Annotated in this window: 10 protein-coding genes and 3 pseudogenes; 8 read left to right on the top strand and 5 right to left on the bottom strand. The window is 59.3% G+C overall.

Going from position 1 to position 15,121, the window contains the following annotated elements; all coding sequences use genetic code 11:
- Positions 1–98: 98 nt before the first annotated feature.
- A pseudogene (locus tag BC1002_RS37270) lies at positions 99–829 on the bottom strand (Tn3 family transposase); the annotation flags it as partial.
- A gap of 115 nt (positions 830–944) precedes the next feature.
- On the opposite strand from BC1002_RS37270, the gene BC1002_RS34565 reads away from it, so the two are divergent.
- On the top strand, positions 945–2,114 hold the full coding sequence (locus tag BC1002_RS34565) for an IS110 family RNA-guided transposase (protein ID WP_013094582.1): 1,170 nt from the start codon (positions 945–947) through the stop codon (positions 2,112–2,114).
- A gap of 362 nt (positions 2,115–2,476) precedes the next feature.
- Positions 2,477–3,283 (top strand): IS5 family transposase, encoded by an 807-nt coding sequence (locus BC1002_RS34560; protein ID WP_013094587.1) that lies wholly within the window; start codon positions 2,477–2,479, stop codon positions 3,281–3,283.
- 333 nt (positions 3,284–3,616) lie between these two features.
- Here the strand turns inward: BC1002_RS34560 and BC1002_RS34555 are convergent, their stop codons facing one another.
- Positions 3,617–4,642 carry an IS110 family RNA-guided transposase gene (locus tag BC1002_RS34555; protein WP_013094586.1) on the bottom strand — a complete coding sequence of 342 codons (1,026 nt, stop codon included), beginning with the start codon at positions 4,640–4,642 and terminating at the stop codon, positions 3,617–3,619.
- A gap of 1,362 nt (positions 4,643–6,004) precedes the next feature.
- On the opposite strand from BC1002_RS34555, the gene BC1002_RS37265 reads away from it, so the two are divergent.
- From BC1002_RS37265 to BC1002_RS34535, 5 genes are all read left to right on the top strand, one after another.
- The gene (locus BC1002_RS37265) at positions 6,005–6,421 is read left to right on the top strand and encodes a hypothetical protein (RefSeq protein WP_013094585.1); all 417 of its coding nucleotides are present in this window, start codon (positions 6,005–6,007) and stop codon (positions 6,419–6,421) included.
- A 123-nt stretch (positions 6,422–6,544) separates the two neighbouring features.
- Positions 6,545–7,495: a branched-chain amino acid ABC transporter permease gene (locus tag BC1002_RS34550; protein WP_013094584.1), complete on the top strand. Its 951-nt coding sequence runs from the start codon at positions 6,545–6,547 to the stop codon at positions 7,493–7,495.
- Positions 7,496–7,521: 26 nt separating this feature from the next.
- Complete coding sequence (locus tag BC1002_RS34545; protein WP_013094583.1) at positions 7,522–8,691, top strand: ABC transporter permease subunit; 1,170 nt, start codon at positions 7,522–7,524, stop codon at positions 8,689–8,691.
- 20 nt (positions 8,692–8,711) lie between these two features.
- A complete protein-coding gene (locus BC1002_RS34540) occupies positions 8,712–9,503 on the top strand; it encodes an ABC transporter ATP-binding protein (protein ID WP_013090285.1) in 792 nt (263 codons plus the stop codon).
- A 17-nt stretch (positions 9,504–9,520) separates the two neighbouring features.
- Entirely contained in the window at positions 9,521–10,225 is a 705-nt protein-coding gene (locus tag BC1002_RS34535) for an ABC transporter ATP-binding protein (RefSeq protein ID WP_026228503.1), read from the top strand.
- Between the two features lie 495 nt (positions 10,226–10,720).
- On the opposite strand, the gene BC1002_RS34530 is transcribed toward BC1002_RS34535, so the two are convergent.
- Positions 10,721–11,890 carry an IS110 family RNA-guided transposase gene (locus BC1002_RS34530; RefSeq protein ID WP_013094582.1) on the bottom strand — a complete coding sequence of 390 codons (1,170 nt, stop codon included), beginning with the start codon at positions 11,888–11,890 and terminating at the stop codon, positions 10,721–10,723.
- A gap of 722 nt (positions 11,891–12,612) precedes the next feature.
- Positions 12,613–13,193 (bottom strand): annotated as a pseudogene (locus BC1002_RS39940) (transposase family protein); the annotation flags it as partial.
- A 170-nt stretch (positions 13,194–13,363) separates the two neighbouring features.
- Here BC1002_RS39940 and BC1002_RS34520 point away from each other — a divergent pair.
- Positions 13,364–13,567 (top strand): annotated as a pseudogene (locus BC1002_RS34520) (integrase core domain-containing protein); the annotation flags it as partial.
- A gap of 263 nt (positions 13,568–13,830) precedes the next feature.
- On the opposite strand, the gene BC1002_RS34515 reads toward BC1002_RS34520, so the two are convergent.
- On the bottom strand, positions 13,831–15,033 hold the full coding sequence (locus tag BC1002_RS34515) for a pectate lyase family protein (RefSeq protein WP_013094581.1): 1,203 nt from the start codon (positions 15,031–15,033) through the stop codon (positions 13,831–13,833).
- Positions 15,034–15,121 lie beyond the last annotated feature (88 nt).

The raw sequence follows: 15,121 nt of genomic DNA, 5'->3' as shown, positions 1-15,121 counted from the left end.
GAGGTTCGGGGGAGGCATTGATCATCGTGTCTCTGACGGAATTGTGATGACGTATAGATGGTCGGCCGGGATCCATTAAAAATCCGGCACATCCAAGCCTAAGCTGCTGATCTGAACGCAAAATCGATGGTCGGATCGAGCGGCGGAACGGAGCGTAGGAGATCCAGCAGATAGTCCCCAAACCGGTTGATGTGTTCCCGTCGGTACGGCGACAGCACCTTGAGTACTTCGGCGTCGACCGGATGCCTGTTCGCCTGCAGCTCCTTCAGCTTGCGCGACATCCATTGCACGTTGTACAGGACCACCATGTTCGCGACAAGGTGGTTGTATTTCATCACCTTGCTCAGGAACAGCGTCCGGATCACGCGCCCCGCTCCCGGAATGCGAAGTAGAGCTTGTTTTTTGTGCTCTCCGATCCGAGGCGGCGCAGGATCGTCGACGGCGTCATCCTGCCTGCTTGGATTGACACTGCAACGCGCATCATGTCGGCATAGTGACGTTCGATTAGTGCCCAGTCAATCGCCTGCCAGCACAAGCTGTCGATGTGCTTGTATTTGCGCCGTCGGTCCGCCTTGTACAGCACGAGATCCTTGATGTTGCGCATGCGCGGCATCAGGTTGATGCCCACTACGTACGACAGACCGAAGACCGGACCGCTTTGTGCCTGCGTATCGCAGTGGATCGTATCGGGCTTGACGTCGGTGCCGTTCAGGATCAGCCCATCGAGGATGTAAACGGCTTCGTGGATGCCGCACGGGATGAAGTGACTGAACGGGGCGATGTACATGTCGGATACGTGATAGTAGCCGATCCCGCCGTATCCCCCATAGTTATTGGGAGAAAGCCTTGGCCATTTCTTTAGGGTGTTAGATCCTATGTAGCAGGAAGGCCGGCGGGCTGATCCGTAAAATCGGCTTGTCAACGCTTGCTCAAAGGAGAGCATCGTGCCCGCACAACAGGTCTCCAGGCCATGCGCAGAGGAAGCCGTACTGGCGGTGTCGCTCGAGCTTGCAACGGCGAAGTGGAAAGTCGCGCTGCATGATGGCCGCCGCGATCAGCCATCCGTGCATACGGTCACGCAGCCGCAGGCGGCATGCCGTCTGCAGGCGGTGCTGTCCCTGATCGAGCACCGGCAGAAATGGGCGTTGCCAGCCGAACTACGGATCGTCGTAAGCTACGAGGCCGGCCAGGATGCGTTCTGGATCTATCGTGCCTTGCAGGCTCGCGGGATTGAATGTTATGTCGTCGATCCCGCGAGCATCCCCGTTGAACGGCAGAAGCGGCGCGCCAAGACGGACCGGCTGGATGCAATCAGGCTGGTCATCAACCTGCGTGCGTGGCTGCACGGTGAACGCGACCGCATGCGCGCGATCCGTGTGCCGTCGCTGCAGGATGAGGCGTCGCGCCACCTGATGCGCGATCGTGGACAACTACAGAAGGAAGTCCTGCAACACCGGGATCGCATGCGCAAACTGCTGGTCACGCTCGGTTGCTGGGGCGAAGTCGACAGCCGGAAGTTCGCCGCACATCTGGCACGCGGTGACGTACGGTGCCACGACGGTACGCCACTGCCACTGGAGTTGCAGCAACGGCTACTGCGCGAATGCGAGCGACTGGCGCTCGTCGAGCAGCAACTGGCGGCACTGGAGAAGGCGCGGCTCGCGAGTCTGCCCGAGTCCGCGCGCGTGCGAATCGATCGCCTCACACGCCTGAGTGGCATTGGGGCGGTTGGCGGCTCGCGACTGGTACTGGAACTGTTCTGGAGACAGTTCAGCAACCGCCGGCAGGTCGGCGCGTGCGTCGGACTCGCCCCTCAGCCTTATGACAGTGGTGAGAGCCAGGTCGACCAGGGCATCAGCAAGCAGGGTAACAGGCGAGTGCGCGCACTTCTGATCGAAATGGCATGGTCCTGGATCCGTTACCAGCCAGAGAGCGTCCTGACACATTGGTTCTCGCAGCACACAGCAGGCACTGGTCCCAATCGCCGCGCGCGACGGATTGCAATCGTCGCGGTCGCACGACGTCTCGCAATCGCACTATGGCGGCACTTAAAGGATGGAGTGATTCCAGAAGGAGCATGGTTAAAGCACGCACAATGCACTGCAGCTCAGTAGAACGATGATTGGGGTGATGCGGAAAGAAGCGAAAACAGTCTGAAGTGAACATGCCCGTGAAAGTGCCGGGTTGCTCCACGCAACCGATTCGTTAGATGGGGCATGTTCCCGATGTTGAATACGGCGTAACGCGCATGCAGGATGAGGCTGGTATCACGCCAGCGGATAGAAGGTGGTGAGACGTAAAGTCTCACGAGCGCAAGAACCGGCTTCAGACCATCGCGGCTGACTGGCAACACACACTACTCATTCTGCGATGCAGCGGAAGGACCTACACATCACTCGAGAGGTTAGCTTGGGAACGGCTTGACAAACTACTGCTCATAGAAGGCACTTTCAGTTGGACCTGGTATCCTGGTGTGATGACACCACGCAAGCCATACCCGACTGATGTGACGGATGAAGAATGGAGCTTCGCAGCTCCGTACTTGACCTTGATGAACGAGGACGCACCGCAACGCCGATACGAACTTCGCGAAATGTTCAACGCGCTGCGCTGGATGGCGCGAGCCGGTGCCTCGTGGCGTATGCTGCCGACCAACTTCCCGCCGTGGGAACTGGTCTATCAGCAAACACAACGGTGGCTGAACGCGGGTTGTTTCGAGGCGATGGTCAGTGATTTGCGTTCGGTACTGCGTCTTGCCCAAGAGCGCCGGGGGCAACCCAGCGCGGTGATCCTGGATGGACGCACGTTGCAGTCCACGTGCGAAAGCGGCCCGCGTGCGGGCTACGATGGCTATAAGCGCAAGCGTGGCAGCAAGGTACACATGGCGGTCGATACGCTGGGCAATCTGTTGGCTGTGCACATTACGCCGGCCAACGAGCAGGAGCGAGCGCAGGTTGCCGAGCTCGCCCGCCAGGTTCAGCAGGTAACAGGTCAGACAGTGAAGGTGGCGTTCGCTGACCAAGGCTATACAGGTGAGGATGCGGCGCAGGCCGCGCGTGATGAAGGCATTGAACTGCAGGTCATCAAGCTGCCGGAGGCGAAAAAAGGCTTTGTCCTCCTGCCGCGTCGCTGGGTGGTCGAGCGCAGCTTTGGCTGGTTGAATCGCTTCCGGCGGCTTGCACGAGATTACGAGCGACTTCCGCAGACGCTTGCAGGGCTTCATTTCGTCGTCTTCGCAATGTTGATGCTCGTTCATGCTGCGCCGATTATCCAAAGTTGCTAACACCCTACAAGGGCTCCCCGTTGAGCACAAGCTCAATCGAGGTTCGCTGTTGATACGTACTGCAATGCCGCGCCGGTGCGTGTGAGAAGGTGAAGGACTGCAGTTCTACAACCGGTCATGTTGGGCTCATGGCCCGGACCCTGATGAAAGACGCGCGCAGGGGCCTCATTCTCTAGCCGGGAATAGATATCCCCGCCGTGTTAGCCAGGTACGCCCCGCGCGGGTCCAACCCGCTTCACATCACCGATGGCAGTGCAAAGTGATCGTTTCTATGTGCTCATGATGTCCGTGCTCGCGTCCAGTTGCTGGTTGATAGACAGGCTCGAATCGAACTCAGGCTGCCACTGGTTCGAGCTTGAAGTCATCGCCATATTTCAGCATGGCCCACGCCAATCTCGCGTTCTTTGCTGCGATTGCGACAGCCGCCCGCCAGTAGCCCCGGCGCTCGACCAGGGTTCGGACCCACTGGCTGAAGCGATCCTGTTTCTCGCCGAGACTGGCAATTACGGCGCGTGCGCCGTTGACCAGCAGGCCCCGCAGATAGGCGTCGCCTGCCTTCGTGATGCTGCCCAGCCGGGCCTTGCCGCCACTGCTGTATTGACCGGGCGTGAGTCCGATCCAGGCTGCCACCTGCCGGCCGTTTCTGAAGTCGTGCCCGGCACCGATACTGGCGAGCAACGCACCGGCCGTGGTTGGGCCGATGCCGCGCAACTGCATCAGCCTCTTGCTGCGCGCATCCTCACGCGCGATCTCGGCGATCGCACGGTCGTATTCGAGCAGGCGATCCTCGATATGGCCGGCATGCTCAAGCAGATCGCTGATACTGCGCTTCGCCCAGCCCGGCAATGTGTCCAGATGTTCCGTAATGTACCTGCGCAATTTCTCCGGGCTCTGTGGCAGCACCACGCCGAATTCCGAGAGCAGGCCTCGCAACCGGTTGTAGGTCGCGGTCCGCTCTTCAACGAAACCTTGCCGTGTCCGATGCAGGCAAAGTGTCGCCTGCTGATGTTCGTCCTTCAGCGGCACGAAACGCATGGTCGGACGCGTCACCGCTTCGCAGATTGCAGCAGCATCCGCCGCGTCATTCTTGCCGCGCTTGCCCGACATGCGATATGGCGCCACAAGATTGGGCGCCATGAGCTTGACCGTATGGCCGTGCTGCTGGAACAAGCGCGCCCAGTGATGTGCGCCGGAGCACGCTTCCATCCCGATGAGGCACGCTGGCAACTGCGCGATCAAGGTCGCCAGTTGATCGCGCGGCACACGTGGCTTGATTAACGTCGCTTTACCAGTCTCGTCCACACCGTGAACGGCGAATACATTCTTGGCAAGATCGATTCCGATAGTGACAATAGGCATGGACTTCCCCTCTCGCTGGTGTCGATGAACGTTCGCAACTTCATCCTGGCACATTGATGCCGACTCGCGGCTTCCGCCGCAGCCTCGGGACGGGGAAGTCCCTTTCATTCTCTAGTCGGATGCCGATGCCAATGCACGTTCACCATGCTCCTCGACGGCACCAACTACCAACCACTTCAACTGCTTGATCACTTCATTCTGGTGGCTTATCGATCGGATCGAACTTCATCACTGGACGAGCTTCGTAGCCCTAAAAATGACCTCCGAACCGGCGTCCACTCGGATCGTGGAAGGTGTGATCGGGCAATCCTAACGGCAGTTCATCCCTGATACAAGCGCAACTTGCTTAGGTCAGCATAAGTAGAATTTATATGGCTAGGAAAAAGTGAGCTGCTTGGATATAAGCCGAATTTATTTCAAATTCCTAATCGCGCAAAATAAAATAAGGCCCAGCCTCGGTCCACCGCAGTATTGTGCCGGGGTACCTTGATCCTTCTGAAGGAGGCTGACAGTTCGGCGCGTCGGGTAGATTGACAGGAAAGGCACTGCCGCAAGGGGTGGAAAAGGAGGCAACGTAGCGTCGAAAGGGTGCTTGCCGGTCCGAGCCCCGAAGCTGATCATTAGGCCATCAGGCTGTTGGCGCTATTCGAAAGCGCGGTTTTGTAGACTAGCCGGCGGTTGGCGTGACGAGGCGTAGACGGTCGATGCGCTGCTGCACCCCTCCTGCAATTGCTAATGCACATCGTTATTTCGGGATGGCGATTGATCAGCATTGGCGATCCACAAAAAGGCGGCCATTGACAAAAAGGGTGGCGATCTGATTGCCTCTTGACGCGCGCAACGACGGGTAGGCGACACCGCTCAACAATTGTCCAAGAGAGGTACCTGAACAACATAGCGTCACGTGAGATCGCTGCGCCATCAAACGCATCATCAAGCTGATGTTCGCTTCAGGAATTTTTGGATCTGATGCGTCATTCTGTCGGGCACATAGAGATCATGCACATGAGTCGAAGAGGGTAAGTATGCGGTGCTCGCAATTCAAGAGTCCCAGTTGAATAGTGCTATTCCGGGGCCACGCAAGAGAAATTTCTGGTTCTGTGTGATCGCTTTTGACGCTAGCCTTAGCGGGATGCCATGCGACTGCTGACGTGATCCGTGCGGCTCCGAGAAAATGTATTGCTCCGTCAGTAACGCTTGGTCGAGAAAACGTTGAAGGCTGTTAAATGTCGCGTCGACTCTGGGCGGAAAAGGGGCGCGTGGACTTTTGGAATATGTGGATTCGGCGGAAGCTTACGTGCATAGGGGGCAAAACGGATGGCAGCCCGTTATCAGTTGAGCGATGCAAAGAGAGGGGCATCCATGAATGGCATCAATCAGTCGTCCGCTTCGGTCGCGGCACTGCCGTCCGCTGTCCGCGTGGCTGGACAGCCTAAAGTCGCAACGGAGAGAGGTGCTGAGCCGCTGACAGGCGGGCAGTTGACCTTTGGAAGGAACGACGAAAGCGGTGTTCGAATCGCGGTTGAATATTTGAACAAAGTATCAGAAGCTGCAACTTGTTGCTCGGTTACGTTCCAAGTGCTATCGGAGGATGACGCAGTGGGTCGGGAACCGGGCGCGTCCTCCGTTCAGAAAACTCGTCTATTAGGGAGACACGGCGGCGATCGGTCGCGCGATTTCTGGCGTGATTTCGTGACGGTGCACAAGCAGATGCAATTCTCGACAATGATCGAGAAGTCGCATTTGATCAGACCGGCGACTGGATCGACGCACATGTGACGGTCTGTGCGATTTGCGACGATAGCCGCCATCGTACTGGATTATTTTTCGACCGGTAACGGACAGCGTCGCGCTGTTCGTTACCTCGTATCGACCCGTAGGCGGTCAACTGGAGTAAGAGACATGGACATTCTGGTCCAACAAATCATGAATGGTCTGATTCTTGGCAGTGTCTACGCCATCATCGCACTGGGCTATACGATGGTTTACGGCATTCTGGGCATCATCAACTTCGCTCACGGCGACGTGTTGATGGTGGGCGCGATGGTTGCGCTCTCCGCCATAGGTGTGCTGCAGAACCACTTCCCCGGCCTCGGCAACGTGCTGACGCTGGTCGTCGCGTTGGTCATCGCGGCGGCAGTCTGCGCGGTGGTTGGCTACACGATCGAGCGCGTGGCCTACCGGCCGTTGCGCCGCGCACCGCGTCTCGCGCCGCTGACCACCGCGATCGGTGTGTCGATTCTGCTGCAGACGCTCGCGATGATGATCTGGTCGCGCAATCCGCTGCCGTTCCCGCAGCTGTTGCCCACCGACCCGATCAACGTGATCAAGGCCACCGACACGACGCCCGGCGCCGTGATCTCGATGACCGAAATCGTGATCATCGTGGTGGCGTTCGTCGTGATGGGCGGCCTGCTGCTGCTCGTGCACAAGACCAGGCTCGGCCGCGCGATGCGCGCGATCGCCGAGAATCCGAACGTCGCGAGCCTGATGGGTGTGAGCCCGAACTTCGTGATTTCGGCGACCTTCATGATCGGCTCGGCGCTGGCTGCCCTCGCCGGCGTGATGATCGCGTCCGAATACGGCAACGCGCACTTCTACATGGGCTTCATCCCCGGCCTGAAGGCCTTTACCGCGGCGGTGCTCGGCGGTATCGGCAATCTCGGCGGCGCGATGGTCGGCGGCGTGCTGCTCGGCCTGATCGAGCAGCTTGGCGCCGGCTATATCGGCAACCTCACGGGCGGCGTGTTCGGTAGTAACTACCAGGACGTGTTCGCGTTCATCGTGCTGATCGTCGTGCTCGTGTTCCGTCCGTCGGGTCTGCTCGGCGAACGTGTCGCGGATCGCGCCTGATCCCGGGCCACAAGGAGTCAACAATCATGACCTCAATTCAACCGATCGAGCCGTCCACGACGCTCATTCCCGAAAAGAACCGCACCAAGACGCTGACCATCGGCATCCTGACGACGATCTTCGTGATCGCGGCGCCGATGATCATCGGTGCGGCGGGCGGCAACTACTGGGTCCGCGTGCTCGACTTCGCGATGCTGTACGTGATGCTCGCACTGGGCCTGAACGTGGTGGTGGGTTTTGCCGGCCTGCTGGACCTGGGCTACATCGCGTTCTACGCGATCGGTGCCTACACGGCCGCGCTGCTCAGCTCGCCGCACCTGTCGACGCAATTCGAGTGGATCGCGGCGCTCGCGCCGCACGGTCTGAACGTGCCGATCTGGATCATCGTGCCGATCGCGATGGCGCTGGCCGCGATGTTCGGGATTCTGCTCGGCGCGCCGACGCTGCGACTGCGTGGCGACTATCTGGCCATCGTGACCCTCGGCTTCGGGGAAATCGTGCGGATCTTCATGAACAACCTCGACCGTCCGGTGAATATCACCAACGGTCCGAAGGGGATCACCGGGATCGCTCCGGTGCAGATCGGCGGCTTCAGCTTCGCGCAGTCGCACTCGCTGTTCGGCATGCAGTTCCCGGCGGTGTACCTGTACTACTACCTGTTCGTGCTGTGCGCGCTGTTCGTGATCTGGACGTGTACGCGTCTGCAGCATTCGCGAATCGGCCGCGCATGGGCCGCGATCCGCGAAGATGAAATTGCCGCCAAGGCGATGGGCATCAACACCCGCAACGTGAAGCTGCTCGCGTTCGCGATGGGCGCGTCGTTCGGCGGCTTGTCGGGCGCGATGTTCGGTGCGTTCCAGGGCTTCGTGTCGCCGGAATCGTTCACGTTCTGGGAATCGGTCGTGGTGCTCGCCTGTGTGGTGCTCGGCGGCATGGGCCACATTCCTGGCGTGATCCTCGGCGCGGTGCTGCTCGCGGTGTTCCCCGAGTTCCTGCGCTCGACGATGGGTCCGCTGCAGAACATGATCTTCGGCCATGAAATCGTCGATACCGAAGTGATCCGTCAGCTGCTGTACGGTCTCGCGATGGTCGTGATCATGCTGTATCGCTCGGAAGGCCTGTGGCCCGCGCCGAAGCACGAAGACAAGATTGCGAAGCTGGCAAAGCGTAGCGGCAAGAAGCCGGTGCGCGCATAAGGTCCGGTGGAGAAAAAGACATGAGCGATAACGTAAGCAACAACGCGGCGATCCGTCTGTCGGTGAAGGGCGTCAACAAGCGCTTCGGCGGTTTGCAGGCGCTTTCCGAGGTCGGCCTGCAGATCCGCGCGGGCGAAATCTACGGTCTGATCGGCCCGAACGGCGCCGGTAAGACGACCTTCTTCAACGTGATCACGGGTCTGTACACGCCGGATTCGGGCGAGTTCAAGCTCGACGGCGAGAACTACACGCCGACCGCGGTCTATCAGGTCGCGAAGGCGGGCATCGCGCGCACGTTCCAGAACATTCGCCTGTTCGGCGGCATGACCGCGCTCGAAAACGTGATGGTCGGCCGTCATGTGCGCACCAAGCACGGTCTGCTCGGCGCGGTGTTCCAGACGCCGGCCGAACGCAAGGAAGAGCGCGAAATCAAGGAGCGCGCGCTCGAACTGCTCGACTACGTCGGCATCACGCAATACGCGGACTACACTTCGCGCAACCTGTCGTATGGCCACCAGCGGCGCCTCGAAATCGCCCGTGCGCTGGCGACCGATCCGAAGCTGCTCGCGCTCGACGAACCGGCGGCCGGCATGAACGCCACCGAGAAGGTCGAGCTGACCAGGCTGCTCGACAAGATCCGCGCGGACGGCAAGACGATTCTGCTGATCGAACACGACGTGAAGCTCGTGATGGGCCTGTGCAACCAGATGACGGTGCTCGACTACGGCAAGGTGATTGCGCAGGGTCTGCCGCAGGACGTGCAGAAGGATGCGAAGGTGATCGAAGCTTATCTGGGTGCGGGGGTCCACTGATGTCCACGACGCAAGCAATGTTGAAAATCAAGGGCCTGCAGGTCAACTACGGTGGCATCCAGGCGGTCAAGGGTGTCGACCTCGAGGTCGGGCAGGGCGAACTCGTCACGCTGATCGGCGCGAACGGCGCGGGCAAGACCACGACGATGAAGGCGATCACGGGCCTGAAGGCGTACGCGGCCGGCGACATCGAGTACATGGGCCAGTCGATCAAAGGCCTGCCCGCGCACGAGTTGCTCAAGCGCGGTCTCGCGATGGTGCCAGAAGGGCGCGGCATCTTCGCGCGCATGTCGATCGTCGAGAACATGCAGATGGGTGCCTATCTGCGCAACGATGTCGACGGTATCAAGTCGGACGTCGAGCGCATGTTCGGCTTCTTTCCGCGTCTGAAGGAGCGCGCCTCGCAATACGCGGGCACGCTGTCGGGCGGCGAGCAGCAGATGCTCGCGATGGCGCGCGCAATCATTTCGCGCCCGAAACTGCTGTTGCTCGACGAACCGTCGATGGGCCTGTCGCCGATCATGGTCGAGAAGATCTTCGAAGTGGTGCGCTCGATTTCCGCCGAAGGTATGACGGTGCTGCTCGTCGAGCAGAACGCGCGTCTCGCGCTGCAGGCGGCCAATCGCGGCTACGTGATGGACTCCGGTCTGATCACGATGTCGGGCGATGCGAAACAGATGCTCGACGATCCGAAGGTTCGGGCCGCTTATCTCGGAGAATAATGCTGTTGTGTGATACTGGCTGCGGTAAGTCGGGTCCCGGCTTACCAAACGATCCGCCGATGCTCAGGTCACGCTGATCAAAAAGCGCGCTTGGCACGTTAGATCATTTACAGGCATCTACGACTATGGCTACAACTCGCACCATCGCTTTAAGGCCGACAGTGCCTTCTATGAGCAGTAGTTTGTCAAGCCGTTCCCAAGCTAACCTCTCGAGTGATGTGTAGGTCCTTCCGCTGCATCGCAGAATGAGTAGTGTGTGTTGCCAGTCAGCCGCGATGGTCTGAAGCCGGTTCTTGCGCTCGTGAGACTTTACGTCTCACCACCTTCTATCCGCTGGCGTGATACCAGCCTCATCCTGCATGCGCGTTACGCCGTATTCAACATCGGGAACATGCCCCATCTAACGAATCGGTTGCGTGGAGCAACCCGGCACTTTCACGGGCATGTTCACTTCAGACTGTTTTCGCTTCTTTCCGCATCACCCCAATCATCGTTCTACTGAGCTGCAGTGCATTGTGCGTGCTTTAACCATGCTCCTTCTGGAATCACTCCATCCTTTAAGTGCCGCCATAGTGCGATTGCGAGACGTCGTGCGACCGCGACGATTGCAATCCGTCGCGCGCGGCGATTGGGACCAGTGCCTGCTGTGTGCTGCGAGAACCAATGTGTCAGGACGCTCTCTGGCTGGTAACGGATCCAGGACCATGCCATTTCGATCAGAAGTGCGCGCACTCGCCTGTTACCCTGCTTGCTGATGCCCTGGTCGACCTGGCTCTCACCACTGTCATAAGGCTGAGGGGCGAGTCCGACGCACGCGCCGACCTGCCGGCGGTTGCTGAACTGTCTCCAGAACAGTTCCAGTACCAGTCGCGAGCCGCCAACCGCCCCAATGCCACTCAGGCGTGTGAGGCGATCGATTCGCACGCGCGCGGACTCGGGCAGACTCGCGAGCCGCGCCTTCTCCAGTGCCGCCAGTTGCTGCTCGACGAGCGCCAGTCGCTCGCATTCGCGCAGTAGCCGTTGCTGCAACTCCAGTGGCAGTGGCGTACCGTCGTGGCACCGTACGTCACCGCGTGCCAGATGTGCGGCGAACTTCCGGCTGTCGACTTCGCCCCAGCAACCGAGCGTGACCAGCAGTTTGCGCATGCGATCCCGGTGTTGCAGGACTTCCTTCTGTAGTTGTCCACGATCGCGCATCAGGTGGCGCGACGCCTCATCCTGCAGCGACGGCACACGGATCGCGCGCATGCGGTCGCGTTCACCGTGCAGCCACGCACGCAGGTTGATGACCAGCCTGATTGCATCCAGCCGGTCCGTCTTGGCGCGCCGCTTCTGCCGTTCAACGGGGATGCTCGCGGGATCGACGACATAACATTCAATCCCGCGAGCCTGCAAGGCACGATAGATCCAGAACGCATCCTGGCCGGCCTCGTAGCTTACGACGATCCGTAGTTCGGCTGGCAACGCCCATTTCTGCCGGTGCTCGATCAGGGACAGCACCGCCTGCAGACGGCATGCCGCCTGCGGCTGCGTGACCGTATGCACGGATGGCTGATCGCGGCGGCCATCATGCAGCGCGACTTTCCACTTCGCCGTTGCAAGCTCGAGCGACACCGCCAGTACGGCTTCCTCTGCGCATGGCCTGGAGACCTGTTGTGCGGGCACGATGCTCTCCTTTGAGCAAGCGTTGACAAGCCGATTTTACGGATCAGCCCGCCGGCCTTCCTGCTAGATAGGATCTAAGCAAGATCACTTCCGCAGCGGTGTTGCGGGGTAGGTTCGATCCGGACGCGTTCTGGATATTACAAATCAGCGGACGTCTAGTGCTGAGTGCCAATGCGCCCTTAGAGCGACGTTTACGCAATACAAACGTTTCCGGACTGCCGTTGGAGCAGTTTCGGAATTGTATGGGACAGAGCACTTTGCGCACTTGCCGGAGCTGGTCAGATACCACGACTGTTCGATGAATTTGTTCGGCCGCTTGTTCTGTCATGCGCGGGCCGGCATCGAGCGTTTCGAGCGCAACCGGATGGTGCCGCTCTTGTGCTCTAGGATTCTTCCAAGTTCATCATTCTGTCCGCTCGCCTTCTCGAAGTAACATGGCGCGGCGGTCTTGTCGCGACGGGCACACGCAGCAGGAGATCGACTGTTTTACCCCCTGTCGACCGCGTAGCACAGGTACTTCTTACTGGCTCTTGGTAGGCGGAAGTCTCCTCGGCGGGTTGTGCGTCTTCTACATCATGCATGATGTAGAATTCGATTCGAACGATGCTATTCGCGCGCTTGACTCGACTGAACCGATCCAGCATCGACTTTCTGCGTGGCCACGTATTCACGAGTTCCGTGCTTATTTCTAAGAGAAGGTTGTATAAGGACTGCTGAACGCGCTAAAGAGTGTTCCAGCAGATCGAGCAACACCCGAGTTTGAGGAACGCTTCGTGAATAGAAGCGCGACGTTCGAAGCGCATAGCAGACGACGGAAATGATGCGGCTGGGCATGCGTACGCTCGGCAACCCGACGGACTTTCCTAGGTTCACTGCGATGCGGATGACCACGCCGCGCGATGCAAGTGGGAATAGTGCGCGCGAAGAGCGCGTCGTATTTGTCGTGGTCGTAAGCCCGTTCGGCGTTGGCGCGGCGAGGGACGGCTCAAAGGCCGCCTGCGCCTGCCGCCGATCGGCACGATGTGGCCTCAATCAGCGGGACTAGTCGGGTGACGTGGCTACGATTGGCACCCGTTAGGATCGCCACGATGCACGTGCCGTTGGAGGCGAGGTGGTGCCTGGTCGTGCACGATCGGTGGGTTCGGACCAGTTTTTCGCCCGCCCCGATCGCACGAATCGAGGAGGAATCCACGACCACGCGCGAGAAGTCTATCTTGTCCACCGCTCGCAACCTCGCCAGCAGCATTGCGTGAAGTCGATCCTATACGCCGGATTGTTGCCACTCACTGCCGCCGGAGCCGCATCAGGAAGGTGGTGTTGAAATCGCTGGACTGCCCAAGGGATGTAATCCGAAGAAAGTATAGCCAGCGCATTCAGGGCAGATTATTACCACGATATGCGGTCTGCTGTGCGACCACAACCGCCTTGGCTGCTTCGGCGGGCGTTTTGCGCGCACACAGACCATCAACCGAAACGCCATTCAGCAATGGTATGGCTGAGTCGTTCGTGAAGACCATGAAGCACAATTACGTCGCCTATATGGATAAGCCTGACGCGCCAACGGCCCTCTCGCGTCTGGCCGTTGCGTTTGAACACTACAATGAGCGCCACCCGCACAAAGCACTGAAATATCGCTCTCCTCGCGAGTTCAGGCGTGCAGCGGAGTCATCAATCTAACCGTGTCCGCGTGTCCTCAGTTACAGGGGCAACTCCAGCTTGATAGAAGGCGCCGTCGCGCAGCATGTGAAACTCGCTCCCGGTAGCACATACTAATGCGCATCACCGATGCGTGCTGCGCGGCGGGCGATTACCGATCTGCGGTATTGCAGCGCCTGCGATGCGTCGTTGGATCGTGAAAGGGCCGCCCCGAGGCACTGACGTCAATGCCAGCGAGACGAATCCGACAGCCAGCGGGAAGTCGTCCTGATTGATCGCTGGCACTAGCGAGGACCGTAGGCCGACGCGGCGTTGAGAACGGACGAGGCCGTCCCAACTCGATAGGCGTAACCGACGGGCGCGATTGAAAAAGCCTCTCCCTTTGCCGATCTGCCGGTGGACTGAACGTATTGGTTTGCGTTTTCATGAAAAGAGTAGACATCGTCCGGCAAATCCAGACCGACCTGAATGCTCTGGTTAGTTTTAAGAAAATAGTTGCTTTCAACATAGACGACGCTGCCGCTTCCGATCTGCAGGGCGTTGTACTGGGTCTCGTCTGACCCGACGGCCGTGAGGCCAGTCGGTGCGGCGTCGTTATCGAAATAATTGTCGTAGGCGTGGACCCAGCCCCGCAGCAGCGGACGCCCCTTTAGGTTGGGGCCGAACTGGTTATGGTGCAAGGTGACATGTAGCCTGTGCCCACCATATGCATACGAATCCTGCCGAGATGCGCCCACTACCATCGCCAGGCGTTCATTGGCCAGATCTTGGTTCTTGCCCGTCCAGTCCCACAGGGGATCGGGGCGCATCGCCCGCCATTCATTGGTGAAATAAAACCGGCTATACGAGACCGTCACATTATCCGATGACAGCGTCACACTCATCAGATTGTCGCTCGTGTCGTAGAAGGAACAATGATCGACCCATGCATTGGTGACCCGTCGCAGCGACACGCCTTCATAGTTGATGCCGGCGTTGTTGGATGTGCCGTAGACTTGGGCGGGTAGGGCCTGTAGATCTCCGATGACGCCATGAAAAGTGATGTTTCTGATCACGACATTCTGGATGTTCTGGTCTGCCGGCAGCATTTCGCCGTCGAATTTAAGCTGGACGTTTTTCAGCACCGCATTGCCACCGCTGGCGCCTTCGATCGTCGTGTTGTTCCAGTCCGTGCTGGCGAAGGTGATGGTCGTCAGTCGCGGTCCGCCGTAGATTTCGCCCTTGACTAGGATGTGGTGCTGTCGCGCGCTGAACGCTGCCAGCAGATCAGCGAGGCTGTCGACCGTGACGGCTGGATCGTCCGATCCGGTCGCCGTTGCGAAACCGCCGGTGTCCGTCGGCAGACGCGCGGTAATTGCGGTCTGATTGAAATTGGACCGCAAGCCTGTCACTACTGAGGGGGCTGGCGCAGAAGACGACCCGTGCCCTCCAACACAAGCGCACAGCAGATATGCGATCAATATTGTCAGGATCAGCCGCGGCTTCATTTCATTTACTCCTTTCACGCCCGCATATGGTCAAGAGCCGGCATAGGCAGATTTCGGCACCAAGGTGCTTCCGCACTGTCAGCTTCTC

Origin of the sequence: Paraburkholderia atlantica, assembly GCF_000092885.1 — a bacterium.
Taxonomy (GTDB): Bacteria; Pseudomonadota; Gammaproteobacteria; order Burkholderiales; family Burkholderiaceae; genus Paraburkholderia; species Paraburkholderia atlantica.
The sequence above is the reverse complement of the archived record's forward strand: the minus strand, read 5'-3'. Positions and strand labels throughout refer to the sequence as shown.

What these genes read in the sequence shown, in the direction of transcription:
- BC1002_RS34560 (WP_013094587.1), top strand. Translation starts at nt 2,477, where the DNA reads ATGACACCACGCAAGCCATACCCGACTGATGTGACGGATGAAGAATGG.
- BC1002_RS34555 (WP_013094586.1), bottom strand. Translation starts at nt 4,642, where the DNA reads ATGCCTATTGTCACTATCGGAATCGATCTTGCCAAGAATGTATTCGCC.
- BC1002_RS37265 (WP_013094585.1), top strand. Translation starts at nt 6,005, where the DNA reads ATGAATGGCATCAATCAGTCGTCCGCTTCGGTCGCGGCACTGCCGTCC.
- BC1002_RS34550 (WP_013094584.1), top strand. Translation starts at nt 6,545, where the DNA reads ATGGACATTCTGGTCCAACAAATCATGAATGGTCTGATTCTTGGCAGT.
- BC1002_RS34545 (WP_013094583.1), top strand. Translation starts at nt 7,522, where the DNA reads ATGACCTCAATTCAACCGATCGAGCCGTCCACGACGCTCATTCCCGAA.
- BC1002_RS34540 (WP_013090285.1), top strand. Translation starts at nt 8,712, where the DNA reads ATGAGCGATAACGTAAGCAACAACGCGGCGATCCGTCTGTCGGTGAAG.
- BC1002_RS34535 (WP_026228503.1), top strand. Translation starts at nt 9,521, where the DNA reads ATGTTGAAAATCAAGGGCCTGCAGGTCAACTACGGTGGCATCCAGGCG.
- BC1002_RS34515 (WP_013094581.1), bottom strand. Translation starts at nt 15,033, where the DNA reads ATGAAGCCGCGGCTGATCCTGACAATATTGATCGCATATCTGCTGTGC.